This window comes from Exiguobacterium sp. s5 (genome assembly GCF_018618075.1).
Lineage (GTDB): Bacteria > Bacillota > Bacilli > Exiguobacteriales > Exiguobacteriaceae > Exiguobacterium > Exiguobacterium mexicanum_A.
Map to the genome: position 1 here is coordinate 446010 of NZ_JACSLK010000001.1, position 16052 is coordinate 462061.

General features: G+C 55.0%; 15 protein-coding genes. 11 read left to right on the forward strand and 4 right to left on the reverse strand.

Features of this window, described 5'->3' with window-relative positions; translation table 11 throughout:
- Positions 1 to 26: 26 nt before the first annotated feature.
- The gene (locus KNP60_RS02395; protein ID WP_251131296.1) at positions 27 to 1664 is read right to left on the reverse strand and encodes a C40 family peptidase; all 1638 of its coding nucleotides are present in this window, start codon (positions 1662 to 1664) and stop codon (positions 27 to 29) included.
- 279 nt (positions 1665 to 1943) lie between these two features.
- On the opposite strand from KNP60_RS02395, the gene KNP60_RS02400 reads away from it, so the two are divergent.
- Positions 1944 to 3797, forward strand: coding sequence for a sensor domain-containing phosphodiesterase (locus KNP60_RS02400; RefSeq protein WP_214754134.1), 1854 nt, complete (start codon positions 1944 to 1946; stop codon positions 3795 to 3797).
- 610 nt (positions 3798 to 4407) lie between these two features.
- Here KNP60_RS02400 and KNP60_RS02405 read toward each other — a convergent pair.
- Both KNP60_RS02405 and KNP60_RS02410 read right to left on the reverse strand, forming a co-directional pair.
- Positions 4408 to 5781: a sensor histidine kinase gene (locus tag KNP60_RS02405; protein ID WP_214796840.1), complete on the reverse strand. Its 1374-nt coding sequence runs from the start codon at positions 5779 to 5781 to the stop codon at positions 4408 to 4410.
- Positions 5782 to 5794: 13 nt separating this feature from the next.
- Positions 5795 to 6487 carry a response regulator transcription factor gene (locus tag KNP60_RS02410; protein ID WP_214796841.1) on the reverse strand — a complete coding sequence of 231 codons (693 nt, stop codon included), beginning with the start codon at positions 6485 to 6487 and terminating at the stop codon, positions 5795 to 5797.
- Between the two features lie 108 nt (positions 6488 to 6595).
- On the opposite strand from KNP60_RS02410, the gene KNP60_RS02415 reads away from it, so the two are divergent.
- The 4 genes from KNP60_RS02415 (at position 6596) to KNP60_RS02430 (ending at position 10438) form a co-directional block, all read left to right on the forward strand.
- On the forward strand, positions 6596 to 7354 hold the full coding sequence (locus tag KNP60_RS02415; RefSeq protein ID WP_214796842.1) for an ABC transporter ATP-binding protein: 759 nt from the start codon (positions 6596 to 6598) through the stop codon (positions 7352 to 7354).
- Positions 7341 to 9170, forward strand: coding sequence for an FtsX-like permease family protein (locus KNP60_RS02420; RefSeq protein WP_214796843.1), 1830 nt, complete (start codon positions 7341 to 7343; stop codon positions 9168 to 9170). The genes KNP60_RS02415 and KNP60_RS02420 overlap by 14 nt, the downstream gene beginning before the upstream one ends.
- Positions 9171 to 9183: 13 nt before the next feature.
- Positions 9184 to 9528 (forward strand): YxeA family protein, encoded by a 345-nt coding sequence (locus KNP60_RS02425; RefSeq protein ID WP_214796844.1) that lies wholly within the window; start codon positions 9184 to 9186, stop codon positions 9526 to 9528.
- A gap of 154 nt (positions 9529 to 9682) precedes the next feature.
- On the forward strand, positions 9683 to 10438 hold the full coding sequence (locus KNP60_RS02430; RefSeq protein WP_058764455.1) for a Fic family protein: 756 nt from the start codon (positions 9683 to 9685) through the stop codon (positions 10436 to 10438).
- A gap of 29 nt (positions 10439 to 10467) precedes the next feature.
- Here the strand turns inward: KNP60_RS02430 and KNP60_RS02435 are convergent, their stop codons facing one another.
- The gene (locus KNP60_RS02435; RefSeq protein WP_034778934.1) at positions 10468 to 10908 is read right to left on the reverse strand and encodes a MerR family transcriptional regulator; all 441 of its coding nucleotides are present in this window, start codon (positions 10906 to 10908) and stop codon (positions 10468 to 10470) included.
- A 320-nt stretch (positions 10909 to 11228) separates the two neighbouring features.
- On the opposite strand from KNP60_RS02435, the gene KNP60_RS02440 reads away from it, so the two are divergent.
- The 6 genes from KNP60_RS02440 (at position 11229) to KNP60_RS02465 (ending at position 15971) form a co-directional block, all read left to right on the forward strand.
- The gene (locus KNP60_RS02440; RefSeq protein ID WP_029594867.1) at positions 11229 to 11441 is read left to right on the forward strand and encodes a hypothetical protein; all 213 of its coding nucleotides are present in this window, start codon (positions 11229 to 11231) and stop codon (positions 11439 to 11441) included.
- A gap of 68 nt (positions 11442 to 11509) precedes the next feature.
- Positions 11510 to 11650 (forward strand): YvrJ family protein, encoded by a 141-nt coding sequence (locus tag KNP60_RS02445; RefSeq protein WP_016510821.1) that lies wholly within the window; start codon positions 11510 to 11512, stop codon positions 11648 to 11650.
- Between the two features lie 26 nt (positions 11651 to 11676).
- Entirely contained in the window at positions 11677 to 11889 is a 213-nt protein-coding gene (locus tag KNP60_RS02450) for a hypothetical protein (RefSeq protein ID WP_058764453.1), read from the forward strand.
- A gap of 29 nt (positions 11890 to 11918) precedes the next feature.
- Complete coding sequence (locus KNP60_RS02455; RefSeq protein ID WP_034778930.1) at positions 11919 to 12131, forward strand: DUF2922 domain-containing protein; 213 nt, start codon at positions 11919 to 11921, stop codon at positions 12129 to 12131.
- A 119-nt stretch (positions 12132 to 12250) separates the two neighbouring features.
- On the forward strand, positions 12251 to 14074 hold the full coding sequence (locus tag KNP60_RS02460; protein ID WP_214796845.1) for a methyl-accepting chemotaxis protein: 1824 nt from the start codon (positions 12251 to 12253) through the stop codon (positions 14072 to 14074).
- A gap of 190 nt (positions 14075 to 14264) precedes the next feature.
- Positions 14265 to 15971 (forward strand): methyl-accepting chemotaxis protein, encoded by a 1707-nt coding sequence (locus tag KNP60_RS02465; RefSeq protein WP_084592853.1) that lies wholly within the window; start codon positions 14265 to 14267, stop codon positions 15969 to 15971.
- The last annotated feature ends 81 nt before the right edge of the window (positions 15972 to 16052 follow it).

A 16052-nucleotide genomic window follows, 5' to 3' on the forward strand; every position in this document is an offset into this window, starting at 1 on the left:
GGTCGGGTCTTCCAATGCGCCGAAGGTCACGGTCGTTTGTAGCCGATGACGCGTGATTTCCAATATGGCTCTTTGCTGATCGTGTTGTAGCCGAGTCCGTACGTCCCGGCATGGATGAACGTGTCCGAATCGATCATGATGCCCATGTGTGACGGGCCGGCCGTGTACGTGTTCTCGAAGAAGACGAGGTCGCCTGCTTTCGGGACGAACGTCTTGCTGAGCTGTGTCCCGAAATAAGACCCGGACCAATACGTGGCGACGTTCGTGCGGGGCACGCTGTAGCCTGCCTGATTGTAGGCGTAATAGATGAGTCCAGAGCAGTCGAACCCACCGTTGGCCGGGTTCGAGGACGCCCAGATGTAAGGCGTGCCGACATATTTCTTGGCGACCGCGATGGCGGCAAGACTCTTCGCTAGTCCGTCAGACGAGCCTGACGGTGCCGTCGTAGAACCTTTCGGCACCGCTTTGACGTATGACGCCGCGACGAAACCGGTCGTGTTGCCGATATAGATTTGATGCCAGCCGTTCGACGTTTGGACGACCCGGAGCGTCTGTCCGGCCGTGACGCTGCCGATGACGGCAGAGCTTGTCGAGGCCGAGGCGCGGACGTTGAGCGATGGTGTATTGACGACATAGTCGAACGATTCGTTGCCCGCACCGCCGTCTCCGGCGTTCGGAGTGACCGGCGCGCTCGGTGCCGTCGTTGTCTGTTTCAAGTAGCCGGTGCTGACGTAACCGCTCTTGCCGTTATACGTGACGTACACCCACGTGCCGCTTTGTTTCGTCGCTTTGACGGTCGTGCCGTTCGGGATGTTCGTGACGAGGGCGTAACCGATCCCTGGGCCTTGACGGACGTTCAAATTCGCCGTCGTGACGTAAGACTGGTTGATGCTCTCTTCTTTGATGGCCGGCTTCGACGGTGCGACCGGTTGGATCGGCGTCGTTGGAGTAGTCGGTTTGACGGATGAATTCGTCAAGTAGCCGTTATGTACCCAACCGGTCTTCCCGGCATAGCTGACTTTCGTCCAAGTTCCGCTCGTTTTGATCGGTGTGAGCGCTTGGCCTTTCGGGATGGTGACGAGTACGTCGTGCCACGTCCCTGCGGCGCGGCGCAGGTTCAAGTCGGCTGTCGTCACGGTAGCATCGCTTGATGTGACCGGTGTAGACGGTGTGGCTGGAGTCGGTGTGCTCGGTGTGGCCGGTTTGACGGATGCGGTCGTCAAGTAGCCGTTATGTACCCACCCGGTCTTTCCGCCATAGCTGACTTTCGTCCAGGCACCGCTCGTTTTGATCGGCTTGAGCGCCTGGCCTTTCGGAATCGTGACGAGCACTTTATGCCATGTGCCTGCGGCGAGGCGCATGTTCAAGGCGTCTGTCGTCACTTGCGTCGAACTTGACGTCGCCGTTGTAGCGGCGGGTTTTAATGTGCTCGGGGCGCTCCCGCTCAATTTGAGCGTTTGGCCGATGGCGAGACGGTCAGAGCTTAAGTTGTTGCTTGCTTTCAACTGGGCGACCGACACGTTATGTGTTTGGCTGATCGACCAAAGTGTGTCACCGGCACGGACGACGTGTGTGCTGGCTGCTGCGACTTCGTCGGCCTGGGCGATGATGCTTACGGCGGCGATGGCTGCGAATGAGTACATGAGGCCGGACTTAGGGGACATGGGGTCACTTCCTTCTCTTCAATTTCAATTGACAATTATCGACAGGTAAAACGATACAAGTTTATTGTAGGGTTTACACATACGGCAAGCAATGGTGGAAATGGCTCAATCAGTGGATTCCGTTGAAAATAAGGTCAATAATTTTGGGCGTGGACGAAGAAGAAGTACTAAAGAAACAGGGGAATCGAAAATTGACTTTCTGTTGAATTTTGGAAACCTATTTATATATCTTTTCGTGCTATCATGAATGCAAAACGTTTGAACGAGAGTAGGGGACTTATGAACGAGGGGAACAATTCATCACAAACATACCGACAACATCAAGAGAAACTGTTCGAACTCGTCCGGATGCCCGACGTGACGGAGGAAGCGGTGCGACAGACGCTTCATTACATGTGCGAAGTCGTCTCCGACATGCTCAACGTCGATACGGTCTCGATTTGGCACTTTGACGAGACGTACGCATCGATCAGTTGCCAAGTCGCCTATTCGAAAGAGAGTGGCCCGAGTGAGCCGGCATTGACGGTCATGCGTGGGGACGCACCGGTCTACTTCGACGCCCTGCGGACGAACCGGGTGTTGCCGTTTGAGAACGTCCGGACCCATGAGTGGGTGAAGGACTTGTACCAGCAACATTTCGTGGAAGGGCAGCGGGTCTACTCGATGCTCGACGCGCCGATCTATGCGAACAATCGGGCCAAAGGGGTCATCTGTTGCGAGACGTTTGAGCCGCGGCAATGGACGTTCATCGAGGAATTGATTGTCAGCACGCTGTCCGATTTTATCGCCATCCTTTATCTCCGGCTCGACCGTCAAGAGATCGACGACCATCTCGCCAAGCTCGCCTATACGGATGAACAGACCGGACTCATGAACTTGAACGGCTTCATCGAACGCGTGGACGCGCTCCGGGAGCAGACACCGCATCAGCTCGGGTCATTGATTTATTTGCGGGCGGACGAGTTCCGCTCCGTCGAGACGGCGATCGGTATCCAACGGGCAGACGAGATCGTCATCGAACTGTCAGAACGAATCCAGCAAGTCGTCGACGTCTCGCTCTTGGCGCGGATTTCTCAATCCGGTTTCTTGCTATGGACGCCTTACGGGGACCGAATCAAAGTCAAAGGATATGCCGATTTGATTTGCGAGACGGTGACGAACGAGCCGTTCGCGGTCGGGGAACTCGATGTCGTCTTGACGATGAGCGCCTTCATCTCGATCGAGGACAAGTCACGTTCGACGCTCGAGATGATGGACACGACTCGGATCACGGCCAATGAGCGTCACGTGCAGCGTGGAGGGATCGCTTTTTACGAAGAAGAGATGAGCGAGAAAGCGACGGCACGCCTGACGCTTGAGATGAACCTCCGTAAAGGGCTCGCCTTGAACGAGTTCACACTCTACTATCAGCCGAAGATCGAAGCGGCGACCGGAAAACTGAATGGATTTGAAGGATTGATGCGTTGGATTCATCCGAAACACGGGTTGATCCCACCGCTCGACTTCATCCCGATCGCTGAGTCGACGGGCGTCATCATCGCCCTCGAGGAATGGGCACTCGCCGAGGCATGCCGTCAGTTGAAAACGTGGCACGCCTCGGGACGGATGTATCAACTCGCACTGAACTTGTCGGCTCGTCATTTTCTATCGGACGGGGTCGTCGAGAAGTTGGGCCAAATCGTCAAAGAGATGGACGTCTGTCCGAACTATTTGACGTTCGAGATCACCGAGAGCGTCGGGATGGAGAATCAACAGCACGTCATCGAACGCTTCATCGCCTTCCGGGAACAAGGTTTCTCGATCTCGATTGACGACTTCGGGACCGGCTTCTCGGCGTTCGTCTATTTGAAGCACTATCCGATTCACGAGATTAAAATCGATCGTCAGTTCATCCAAGTGACGGACAACGACCCGACCGGCAACGTCATCGTCCAGTCAATCATCGAGCTCGCTCGCGGGCTCGAACTGAAGACGGTGTGCGAAGGCATCGAGACGCCGGAACAGCTCGACACGCTCCGTTCGCTCGGCTGTGACGAGATGCAAGGGTATTACTTCTCGCGTCCGCTCCCGATCGACGAACTCGAGATGTGGATCGAAGACTATGAAACGACAAAGAAGGATTCGCTCCGTTGAGCGGATCCTTTTGACTGGACCGTAGACATATCAAATGTCTGCGGTTTTTGTTTGCCCCCTAGACCCGACTCGCTTTTCTGGGGGCAAGCAGGGAGCCGTATTGCGACTTTGTCGCTGCCGGGTCTCCCTTTGCTTGCTAATCCCCTAGAAGTCGATTCGTGTCCTTGGTCGGGCTAACTGTCTTTGACACTCCCACGATTGAAACCGTGGGATTCTGAAGTGCTTGTGCGAGCGCAGTCCATTTCTGTTTTGCTCAAGCCTTCAGTTGAGGGTGTGTCACCACCCCTCCTGAGACAGACCCTATAGGTTCTCAGGCTGATAGACTGTTACCACCCACCACAGGTCGTTGCAGTTGTGTCCACCAGATGTTTTAGCGTCTTTTACGTGACGACAGGCATCGTTTTACCGGTCACATGTTTTCGTGACCGAACCGGATACGATTCTCAAGGAGCGATGGACACGGGCGTTTTAGAGACTTGTACTTGTCTATGGGATATATATACCCGAATGTCGGATGTTTTTCACATCCGAACTCACTTTCATCCCATGCCTAAAGGCGGGCTATGCCCGGTATGGGCTTTCCCGCTCGTAAAATCTGTAATTGATTGTGTCATGCCGGCAACTCGATGCGAATCGTCGTCCCGGACCCGCGTTCACTCGTCACCGTGACGGCGCCGCCGTGCGCTTTGATGATGTCCCGGGAAATGGCCATCCCGAGCCCGCTCCCGAGCGCATCGGTCGTGTTCGTGCCCCGATAGTAGCGCTCAAAGATGTACGGGAGGTCCTTCGCATCGATGCCGGTGCCATCGTCTTGAATCGTGATCGTGTCGTGCGCGACGGTGACACGGACCGCGACCGTGTCGTCGTTATGGAGCAGGGCGTTATACAAGAAGTTGAGCAACGCCCGCTTCATGAAGTGCCGGTCGATGTTCCGCGTGGCCGCATCCGTGCTCGCGAATGAGATGTCACGCTCGGAAAACCGCGCGTCGTTCAACACGTCGATGACGAGCTCACGGACGAACGGCTCGAGTCCGGTCTCGATCGTTTCGAGCGGGAAGTCACTGTGCTGGAGCCGCATCGTCAAGTTGAAGTCGTCGATCAGTTCTTTCATATACAAGGCTTGGCGTTCGATGACTTCGGCGTATTGTCGTCGCTCTGCTTCCTCGAGGTCACGATCGTCGAGCAGTTCGGCGTAGCCTTGGATCGAGGCGAGCGGTGTCTTCAAATCGTGCGAGACGTTGCTCATCCACTCTTTCCGGCGTGTCTCGAGCTCTTCCCGTTCCGACTCGTACGTCGTCAACGTCTCGGACACGTCGTTCAAGTTGGCGAAGACGGGTCGATACATGCCGGGTCGTTTCGGTTCGACGGTCGAGAAATCACGCGCCTTCAACTGGGCGATCCGTTCGGTCAATCGATAGACGGGTTTCGTCAAAATCGAGGTGAAGGCGAGTCCGATCAGCGCGGCGACGGCGAGATCGACGATGAGCAAGATGAGCCCGGCCTTCGACAAGTAGGCGAGGACGGACTGGGGGTCGATCATCGTGACGATGCGGCCCTCGGTCGCCTCGGGGAAGCCGACGAGATAGCTGTAGTCCTCGAACTCGCCGATGAAATAGAGGACGAGGTCGTCGTCCTTATATTTGTAGATGTGAATCAATTCGATCGGCGAGTACGCGTCCGGTGCCGTCGTCGGCGCATCGATGTCACTGACGACACGGCCCGACTCGTCGAGCACTTGCAGGAACGCGTTGTTCGCCTCGAGCGCGCGCACCCCGTCCGGACTGACGACCGGTTCACCGTCCTCGAGCGTCATATATTGGTTGAACGTGCGCGTGAACGTCTCGCCGGAGCTGCTCTCGACGTCATCAATCCCGGTCCGCTGATTGATGAGGAGTGTCACGAGGATGATGACGTTCAAGATGACGACGATGGCGACGATGGCCAGGATCGATACCAAATAGTTGCCGGTCAGTTTCCATTTCACGTGTGAGCGCCTCCTATGCCTCGAACTTGTAGCCGAGCCCTTTGACCGTCTTGATGTAGGTCGGTTGGGACGGGTTCGGTTCGATTTTTTCTCGGAGTCGGCGCATGTGTACCATGACCGTGTTGTCGGCACCAGAGAAATCTTCGCCCCACACTTGCGTGAACAGCGTCTCTTTACTGAGGATTCGGTTCGGATTGCGCATAAAGCAGGCGAGCAGGCCGACTTCTTTGGCCGTCAGCTCGAGCCGGACCCCGTCGCGATCCACTTCGGTGCCGTCCGCGTTCAAGCGGAACGGGCCGACGACCGTATCATTAGGGAGCTCGGGTGCGTCATAGAGCGAGACGCGACGGAGCTGCGCCTTGACACGGAAGGCGACTTCTTTCGGGCTGAACGGCTTCGTGATATAGTCGTCGCCGCCGATGGCGAGGCCGAGAATCTTGTCGACCTCGTCGGATTTGGCCGACAAAAATAAGATCGGGATATTCGACGTGTTCCGGATTTGCCGGCACAGCTCGTAACCTTCGCCGTCCGGCAACATGACGTCGAGGATGGCGAGATGGGGTGCGAACGCCGTGAACGTTGCGAGTCCGTCTTGAATTGTGTGGGCCGTCCGAATCTCGCGGAAGCCTTCTTTCTCTAACGCTTTTTGGATGAGCGTACATAAATCTCTCTCGTCGTCGACGATTAAGATGCGTGGTTGTTCCATGATCATCACCTCTCGTTCAAGCATAACATTTAAGCTTTTTGTAAGGTACGCGTGATTTTCAGTTAAGGTACGGCTTGTATCGTTGTATTCAGAAAGAGGTGCTGAACAATGAATCCATTACTACAAGTTGATGCCATTAAAAAAACATACGTGACCGGTGGCAACGCCTTCCATGCACTCGATGGGGTGTCGTTCACGATTGACCACGGCGAATTCGTCGGGATCATGGGGCCGTCGGGCGCCGGGAAGTCGACGCTGTTGAACGTGCTCGCGACGATCGATACGCCGACGGACGGGGACATCCTCGTCGACGGCGAGAATATCGCCAAGCTCGAAGAAGAGGCGCTCTCCGACTTCCGCCGCGACCATCTCGGTTTTATTTTCCAAGACTATAACCTGCTCGACTCGCTCACGGTCCGGGAGAACATCTTGCTCCCGCTCGCCGTCACGAAGACACCGGTCGAGGAGACGCGGTCGCGCGTCGACGCGCTCGCAAAACGATTCGGGATCCAAGCGATCCTTGATCAATACCCGTACCAAATCTCGGGCGGTCAGAAACAGCGGACGGCGGTGTGCCGCGCGCTCATCTCCAATCCGAAGTTGATCTTTGCCGACGAGCCGACGGGTGCGCTCGACTCGAAGTCGGCGACGGATCTGCTCCAGACGCTCGCCGGGCTGAACGAGGCCGAGACGACGATCATGATGGTGACGCACGATGCCTACGCCGCGAGTTTCTGTCGCCGGGTCCTCTACATCCAGGACGGACGGTTGTCGAAAGAACTGATCCGCGGCACGACGTCGCGCGACGCCTTCTATCAGACGATCCTTGACGAGCTGAAGGGCGGTGCGTCCGATGACGCTGTTTGATTTGGCGAAGAAGAACGTCGCCCGCAACTTGTCGCGCTATGCGCTCTACGTCGGGACGACCATCTTTTCGATTATCATCTATTTCACGTTCGCGACGCTCAAACATAGCGACGAGATCAGCGGCATGGCCGAGACGTCGGGACAGATCCGCAGCCTGATGAGCGCCTCGACGTTCATCTTGCTCGTCTTCGTCGCCTTGTTCATCGCCTACTCGAACGCCTTCTTTTTAAAAGGACGGAAACGCGAGGTCGGGCTCTATTTGCTGCTCGGGGTGCGCAAGAAACAAATCGGGACGCTTCTTTTGTTCGAGAACCTCGTCATCGGAGCGGTGTCGCTCCTTATCGGGATCGGACTCGGTCTGCTCGGTTCGAACGCGCTGTTACAGCTGTTGCTCCGCTTGATGAACAGCGATTTGTCGATTGGCTTCACCGTCTCGACGTCGGCGCTCATCGAGACGACGCTCGTGTTCGTGGCCATTTTCTTGTTCACGTCGTTCCAAGGCTATCGGGTCATCTATCGCTTCAAATTGATCGAGCTGTTCCATGCCGACCAGAAAGGGGAGGACGTCCCGGAAGCGAGCCCGTTCATGGCGCTCCTCGGGGTGCTCGTCCTCGGTGCGGCCTATTGGCTCGCCTTGCAAGACTTGGCGACATCACCACTTTGGGGATACCTCACGGCAGCGATGCCGCTCCTCATCATCGGTCTCACGATCGTCGGGTCGGGCCTATTGTTCCATAGCGTCCTCATCTTCATCCTCGGCCGCTTGAAAGCGAATGAGCGTTGGGCGTGGCGTCGGCTCAACTTGTTGACGACGTCACAGCTGTTATACCGGATCCGTGGCAACGCCAAGACGCTGACGCTCATCAGCATCATCAGTTCGACGGCGATCACGGCCGGCGGTGCCATCTTCAGCGTCTATTATTACGCCGAGCAACAAGTCACATCGTACGCCCCGTACACGTTCGCCTGGCAAGGGGAGACACGTGACATCGACGCCGACGTGCTCCATCAGACGACGGTCCTCGAGAAGACGGTTCGTGTCGCTGGGGAGATGGGAGAACGCGAATATGGCGTCATCGACGAGTCGACGTTCCGTGACGTCGCGTCCAATCTGGGCTGGGATACACCTGAAACGCTAGCCTCCGACCAGGTCTACTTGATCGATCCGTTCTATGACGAGCGGTTCTCAGAAAACGTGACCGCGGTCGAGCTTGATGGCGTGACGCATGAAGTCTCCTCCCGCTATGAGGAGACACCGCTCAACGTCATGACGTTCGGCGGCTTGCTGCTCGTCACGCCGGACGACGTGTTCACGGCACTGCCGGGAGAGGCGTTGGCGTATCAGGCCGTCTCGGTCGCCGATTATAAAGAGCAGACCGCCTTATCCGAGTCGTTGTCGATTGAGGCGAACTTCTCGAGCGCGACAGCGTTGTATAGCGAGTCGATGGCCGTGCACGGCGCGCTGTTGTTCGTCGGCAGTTTCCTCGGACTCGTCTTCCTCGTCGCCACCGGTAGCATCATCTATTTCAAGACGATGACCGAGGCTGAGGAGGACCGGGCCAAATACGCGGTGCTGCGGAAAGTCGGCATCTCGAAGCGGGATGTGAAACGGACGATCCGTCAACAGATTGCCGTCGTGTTCCTGGCGCCGTTCTCACTCGGGATCGTGCACGCCTCGGTCGCCCTCGTCGCATTCTCACGATTGCTGGCGATGGATTTCACGGTGCCGGTGCTTGTCTGGATGGGTGTATACAGCGCGATTTATGCGCTCTACTACGTGTTGACCGTACGACGGTTCACGAAACAAGTGATATGAAGGAGAGAACATCATGAAAAAAGGAATCATCGCGAGCCTCGCGCTCATCGTCGTCGTCATCGGTCTCGTCAATATCGACTGGCAACGGCTAGGGAAAGATCATGTCTATGTGCAGGTGGGAGAGGTCACGGAAGTGGAAGAGACGACACTCGACTCGGGTGACGTCGTCCGCCGCTACGTCTACTCGACAGAAGCGCTGACGAAGGACGGGGACTCGCAAGCGGTCACGTTCACAGCGGCGAAAAAACTTCGGGACGGGGCGTACTTGAAGTTGTACGTCAAAAACAAGGATGAGGTTACGTCATACGACGAAGTGTCTGTCGCGGACGTCCCCGAAGCGGCACGAGAGAAGTTATAAAAAATAAAGCACGGTGCATAACCCGTCTGTGGGAATTGAGGTGTCGTGCTTTTTCGCATGTGTCATGAATTGGGGCGTCCCATCGAAATCGACTTGCTCTGGGTAACAAGCGTATAATAGAATCACTAACACTTTAAGAAAGGAAGCGGGCTATATGTTTGAGCAACTGACGAATAAAAAAGAGCAACTAGATCAAAGCCGACCGCTGCCGACGTATACGCTTCAAAGTTTGAGAGCAAAACTCTTTTTAGAATGGACATACAACTCGAATGCCATTGAAGGAAATACGTTGACAATCAACGAGACCAAAGTGGTGTTGGAAGGTATAACGGTTGGCGGGAAGACGATGCGAGAACATCTAGAAGTGATCAACCACCAAGATGCCATTTCCTACGTAGAAGAAATTGTTCGACGTGAAGAGCCGCTGACGGAGTGGCAAATTAAAAATTTGCACCGTCTCGTCTTGAAAGGCATTGATGATGCGTATGCAGGCGTCTATCGGGATCAGCAAGTGTTTATTGCCGGAGCCGCTCATGTGCCGCCGCCTCCTTATCTCATTCAAGAACAGATGGAGCAGCTGATAAATTGGTATGAAACAGAGACGAATACGATGCATCCAGTTGAACGGGGTGCTTTATTGCATGCTAAGTTCGAGGGGATTCATCCGTTCATTGATGGAAATGGTCGTACGTCTCGGTTATTGCTCAATTTGGAGTTGATGAAGTCCGGTTATCCGCCTGTCGTCATCAAAGTCGAAAATCGCCTGAGTTATTACAATGCGCTAGATCGGGCGCATACGACAGAAATGTACAACGACTTTATCAATCTGGTCGCTACAGAGGTCGAAACATCGCTTGATTTGTATTTGAGCGCCATCGCCCCTCGTCCATCCAAAAACAGCCCTTCCTGAATCGTCAGGAAGGGCTGTCTCATGTCCGCTCATTCATGCGGCAGTTTGGTTTTTAATTCTAACTGGAGTATGTACGCCAATTCTTTATGGGCCAACTCGGAGAAGTTCGTCTTTTTGACGTGTGTCCGGGGCCGTAGTCCGCATTCCAATGCGATGTCGACGATAGTCCGAATCTGATTTTCCGTATAGAAGCGCTTGCGTCCCATCGTGAACGGGGTCGGTGGCAAGACGCCGTCGGTTTCCCATTTGATCAGCTGTTGCTGGCTACGGGGAATCCCGGCGACATGAAACGCACGGCTCAGTTCTTTTAGTGGATAGACGGTCAATGGGCGTTCGTTGTACAGGAACGGCTTCGCGTTTTCAGGGCGATAATCATCCCAGTCGGTCGCGTAAAACGTCAGGTCGGTATGGTCGAAGTCGAGTTGAGCGGAAGGAATAGAAGTGTTGAGTGCGAAGTCTAAGCTGTTCATCTAGAGTATCTCCTTCTTCAAGTCAAACTGGTCATTTCGAAAATGCCCTCCTCCGTATAGTACCCCATTTTCAAGTAATTAACTGTCAGTTTTTTCAAAGTGGGGAAATGAATTCGTGGGACTTTAGGCGTGTTTTCAAAATTCGGTTGACGCCTATTAAGATACCCTAATTGGTATGTAAATTCAAGGAATAAAGCCGATTTGTGACGATGAATGCGCCTTCATTCAGAATGGGTCTATAGTCGTTACAAAAAGGTTACAAGGAAATATGAGCAAACATTCACCAACTTCGGTTAATAGGGGCGAAGGAGGTGAGACATATGGCAGTGTATCGAGAATACGCAAGCGTCTTTTATCTCGACACGAAGCGGCTCGTTGACGGCAAGGAAAAGCGTCAGCTCGTCCGGTTCGGTCCACTCGGTGCGCGGATGGAGACCGAGGAGATCAAGCAGTTCGGTGATCTGTTGATTCCGCTTCTCGCGGTCGAATCCGCCGCATACGTCGTGTCGCGTGAGTTCCACGTGACGTTCTAATTGGAGGAACCCCTGATGCGTGTACTAATGCGTTCCGCCGGAGCCTTGTCCGATGAGCGGGTGGGCACATGAGCTGGCCCGAACTCATCTCGAATCTCGGCTTCCCGATCGTCGTCTCGCTCTATCTGCTCCATCGGATTGAGACGCGCCTTGAGCGCATGATTCAATTGCTCGAGCGTCTCGACTCGACCTATCCATCCGAATCGTAATCCATCCCTGAAAGGAGCCATCCCCCATGGCCGTATTGACTGAAAAGAAAGCGACGCTCGTCTTGACGACGCACCATGATTTGAACAGCTTGAAACCGACGAAGAAAACGCAGCGCTTCGGTCCGATCCGGGCGGCGCTCACGGCTGACAACGCCGAGGCGTTCGGCCACCTCATGCTCGACTTGACCGAGCAAGAAGATTTCACCGTGTCGGTCGTTCGCGAATACGATCTCGTCTAATCACACCCACATCCAAGGAGGACTAACCCATGACTGAGACTAAAGTAGAAATCGCATTTTTGGATATGTTCAATAAAGTATCACGCTTCCGTTTGAATAACGTGAAACAACCGGTCGATCCGTTAAAAGTTCAAGCACTCGCCGACTTCATGGTCGCCAACGACCCACTCGGCAAGAGCGTCGTCAAATGGACAGAAATCAAGATGATTGAAGGCACGCAAACCGTGTTGAACGTCCAATAACGAGTCAAGAGATGACTGAGTTTTCAGTCATCTTTTTTTATTTTGGTCAATTTCCTTTAGATTCCTCGACGTCAAGACGATATAGGAAGAAACGTTGCACGCGAGAGGGGAAGATACATATGTCAGTGAAACAGAAGTGGAAGGTGTTGCGGAACCGTTTGAACGTCCGGCGCTTTCAATGGAAACCGAAGTGGCGAAAGTCGAGCACGCGTGAAGGGAAGCGGGTGACTGGCAAGAACCTGACCATCCGTCAAAAGCTGTGGGGACTCGTCATCCTCGCGCTCCTCATGGTCGCAGGGGTCGGCGGCTATTCGCTCTTGTCGCTCGCCGATGCGAACCGGCAAGGCGATGATATCGTCAACAACTGGAGCAAAGGGCTCGACTACGCCCATGAACTGAACACGCTCGCGGCGAACTATCGCGCGCTCGAACTCGAACACATTGTGACCGACGACGCGGCCGCGAAAGAAGAATTGATGACCGAGATGAAAGACATTCGGACGCGCATCAATGAGATCGCCCCGAAATACGAACAGACGGCGACGGGCGAGACAGACAAAGAGCTGTTCGCCAACTTCAGTCGGCAGTGGGAGATGTATCAGCGTGTATCGGACAACATGCTCATCTTCAGCACGTCCGGCAATAACGGCATGGCCCGTTCGTATTATGACGCCCAGTCACAATCGACATACGATAACTTCACGCAACGCCTGAACGAACTCGTTGCTTATAACTCGGAAGGATCAGAACGCGTCGGCGCCGACATGGAACGCGAGTTCGGGCAGTCGCTCATCGCACTGCTCGTCGTGACGATCGGAGCGTTCGTCCTTCTCTTGTTTCTCGGACTGAGCTTATTGCGCTCAATCATCAAACCGATGCGGGTGCTCCAAGAGAAATTTGACGAATTGGCCTCGCAAGGCGGCGATTTGACGATGGCCATCCCGGTCACGTCGAACGATGAGATCGCTCAAGTGAGCCGCTCGTTCAACACGTTCCTCGCCACGTTGCGCGACATCATGGTCGATGTCGACAAGACGGCGAAAGTCGTCCTCGTGTCGTCGAAAGAAGTGGCGACGGAAGTGACACAATTGAGCCGTTATATGGAAGAGACGTCAGGCACGGTCGAAGAATTGACGGCTGGGATGGAAGAGACGGCCGCGTCGTCGCAAGAGATGAGTGCGTCGACGGTCGAGATGGGCAGTTCCATCGATACGATCGTCGACTTGTCGAACGAGAGCGCCAAGACAGCGAGCGATGTCGAGCGTCGGGCCCATGCGCTCCGTGAGCAGGCCGTCGCCTCGAAGACGGAAGCGAACACCATCATCGACAAGAAGCGCATCGAACTCGACGAGGCGATCAAAGGGGCGCAGTCGGTCGAACAGATCCGTGTCTTGACGAGCGCCATCTTGACCATCGCCGATCAGACGAACTTGCTCGCCTTGAACGCATCGATCGAGGCGGCCCGGGCCGGGGATGCCGGTCGCGGCTTCGCCGTCGTCGCCTCGGAGATTCGTAAGCTCGCCGAGAACTCGCGCCAGACGGTGAACGAGATTCAAGCGGTATCGCATACGGTCATCGACTCGGTCGCCCGGCTCAACACGAGCTCGGCCGATATGTTGACGTTCCTCGATACGAAAGTGCTCGCCGATTACGACCGGCTCGAGGAGTCGGCCACGCAATATGAAGCGGATGCGACCGTTTTCGGGGAGACCGCACAGACGTTCGAGACGAACGCGCTCCAACTCCGCCATATGACCGACAGCATCCTCCACGTCATCCAAGAAGTCGCGACGACCGTGACGGAAGGGGCGGACGGGACGCAATCGATTTCGGAGAAAGTCCAACTGTCCGTCGAGCGGTTCAACGACGTCCAAACTCGGATGCACGAAACCGAACAACAAGCGATCGAACTTTCGAATCGTGTGTCACAGTTCAAGTTATGAAACGAGGCCGCAGCCGTGAGGAGCTGCGGTTTTTTTGTGACAAAAAATGGAACATAAGACTCGTAAATAAGGTCAATCGATAAAAGAATTGGAAACAAATGTGGAAAACCGTTTGCACAAACCGATAGAAATCATGTGATTCCAAAATTTGATAGAAATAGAGGTGTGAGAGGACGCGTTCCTCGAGAAGATGAAAAAAAGGCTAAATCAACTCACATTGACGCAGAAACTGTTTGGCGGGATTGGAATGATTCTTTTACTCGTCGTAATCGGGATGGGTTACAATCTGATGGCGCTGAACGATGCGACGAGCCGATATGAAGAAATGATTTCATCAGATGTCATGCGGATGAAGGCGGCCGATGAACTATCGTTAGGGATGGTCCGTCAGGCGTATGGCCTGCGTGGTTATATTCTTGAACAAGAGCCGGCCCGGCTTGAAGCAGAGCAGCAAGGGTCAGAAGAGAAAAAAGAAGCAATCAACGCCCTGTTAGAACTCTCGCCTTCGACAGAAGAGACGAAAGAACTAGAGAACTTGATGTCATACGCGTTAGGTTACGATGACTTAGCACAACAGTTGATTCAAGCAATCGACGCGGATGATCAAGAGACGGTGGACCGACTCGCGCTCCGGTTGATGCCGGATGTGACGGCATCGATCATTGAGTCAGGCGAGACGATGCAAGCCGAATCGGAAGCCGCGATGTTGGCGAAGCAAGCGCAGCTTGAGAGCCGAGGTCAAAGTGCATTGATATACTCTGCAGTGATTGCCGTCATCATTTTCGTACTCACGCTTGGCGCCGGCTACTTCCTCCAACGCATGGTCACGGTCCCGCTTCGCCAACTATCGGACGAGGTCGGCATCGTCGCTGACGGTGATTTGACACGTGCTGACCTACAAGCGCTCACGCGCGATGAAATCGGCGAGTTGATGCTTGGCTTCAACCAGATGAAAGGCAATCTCCGCGAACTCATCGACGAAGTGAGCCGGAACGCCCAAGAAATCACGGCGCAGTCGGAAGAACTGTACGCGAGCACGGAAGAGATGTCGTCGCAGACAGAGGAGACGACGCGGATGATTGAACAAGTCGTCGGTGAGACGGTCAACCAGGCGGCGGCTGCCTCGAAGAGCGGACAGGCGGTCGCGGCGGCCGACGAAGGCGTCGAGCGGATCGCCACGTCGATCGGGACGATCAGTCAAGACGTCCAGACGAGTCTGAAGCTCGCCGAACGCGGGGAACAGACGATTCAACAAGCGAAGCAAGAAGTGCTCGCGCTCGAATCGGAGACGGTCGTAACCGGCCAGTCGATCACGGCGTTGAAACAACAGTCAGACGAGATCGCCCTCATCACCGAGGTCATCCAGTCGATCACCGACCAGACGAACCTGCTCGCCTTGAACGCGGCCATCGAAGCGGCCCGGGCCGGGGAACAAGGGAAAGGCTTCGCCGTCGTCGCCGAAGAAGTCCGCAAGCTTGCGGAACAGTCGAAACAATCGGCGTCCCAAATCGCCGGCTTGATCGAATCGATTCAAACGCAATCGAATGCGGTGCTCGAACGTCACGCCATCAGTGCCCGTCGCGTCGAGACGAACACGGCGTTGCTTGAAGAAGCGACGGCGTCGTTCCAACAAATCGTCGGGCAATTGCACGCCTCGGTCGAGAACACGGAACAGATCCGGGTCGCCTCGAGCGAGATTGCGACGACGACGAAACAAGTCGCGACAGCGGCAATCCATATGGCGAGTGACAGTGAAGGCACGGCCGAGACGATGCGTAGTGTCGGTGAGACGGCCGACGCCCAGCTCGCGATGATTCAAGAGTTGAACGGTGTCGCCGAGTCGCTCGGCAATATGACCGGTGACTTGCAGACGCTCATCGGTCGCTTCCAAACGTAAGACGGACCGTCCTTTCCCGTTCAGGGGAGGACGGTTTTTGCGTGTTCCAAGGATTGAGGGGGCAGGGTTAGGGGAATTGCC

Bases quoted from the DNA above. Each gene is read 5' to 3' on its own strand.
- KNP60_RS02445 (WP_016510821.1), top strand. From the start codon at position 11,510: ATGAGCTGGCCCGAACTCATCTCGAATCTCGGCTTCCCGATCGTCGTC.
- KNP60_RS02435 (WP_034778934.1), bottom strand. From the start codon at position 10,908: ATGAACAGCTTAGACTTCGCACTCAACACTTCTATTCCTTCCGCTCAA.
- KNP60_RS02415 (WP_214796842.1), top strand. From the start codon at position 6,596: ATGAATCCATTACTACAAGTTGATGCCATTAAAAAAACATACGTGACC.
- KNP60_RS02460 (WP_214796845.1), top strand. From the start codon at position 12,251: ATGTCAGTGAAACAGAAGTGGAAGGTGTTGCGGAACCGTTTGAACGTC.
- KNP60_RS02465 (WP_084592853.1), top strand. From the start codon at position 14,265: ATGAAAAAAAGGCTAAATCAACTCACATTGACGCAGAAACTGTTTGGC.
- KNP60_RS02410 (WP_214796841.1), bottom strand. From the start codon at position 6,487: ATGGAACAACCACGCATCTTAATCGTCGACGACGAGAGAGATTTATGT.
- KNP60_RS02430 (WP_058764455.1), top strand. From the start codon at position 9,683: ATGTTTGAGCAACTGACGAATAAAAAAGAGCAACTAGATCAAAGCCGA.
- KNP60_RS02440 (WP_029594867.1), top strand. From the start codon at position 11,229: ATGGCAGTGTATCGAGAATACGCAAGCGTCTTTTATCTCGACACGAAG.
- KNP60_RS02395 (WP_251131296.1), bottom strand. From the start codon at position 1,664: ATGTCCCCTAAGTCCGGCCTCATGTACTCATTCGCAGCCATCGCCGCC.
- KNP60_RS02450 (WP_058764453.1), top strand. From the start codon at position 11,677: ATGGCCGTATTGACTGAAAAGAAAGCGACGCTCGTCTTGACGACGCAC.
- KNP60_RS02455 (WP_034778930.1), top strand. From the start codon at position 11,919: ATGACTGAGACTAAAGTAGAAATCGCATTTTTGGATATGTTCAATAAA.
- KNP60_RS02420 (WP_214796843.1), top strand. From the start codon at position 7,341: ATGACGCTGTTTGATTTGGCGAAGAAGAACGTCGCCCGCAACTTGTCG.
- KNP60_RS02425 (WP_214796844.1), top strand. From the start codon at position 9,184: ATGAAAAAAGGAATCATCGCGAGCCTCGCGCTCATCGTCGTCGTCATC.
- KNP60_RS02400 (WP_214754134.1), top strand. From the start codon at position 1,944: ATGAACGAGGGGAACAATTCATCACAAACATACCGACAACATCAAGAG.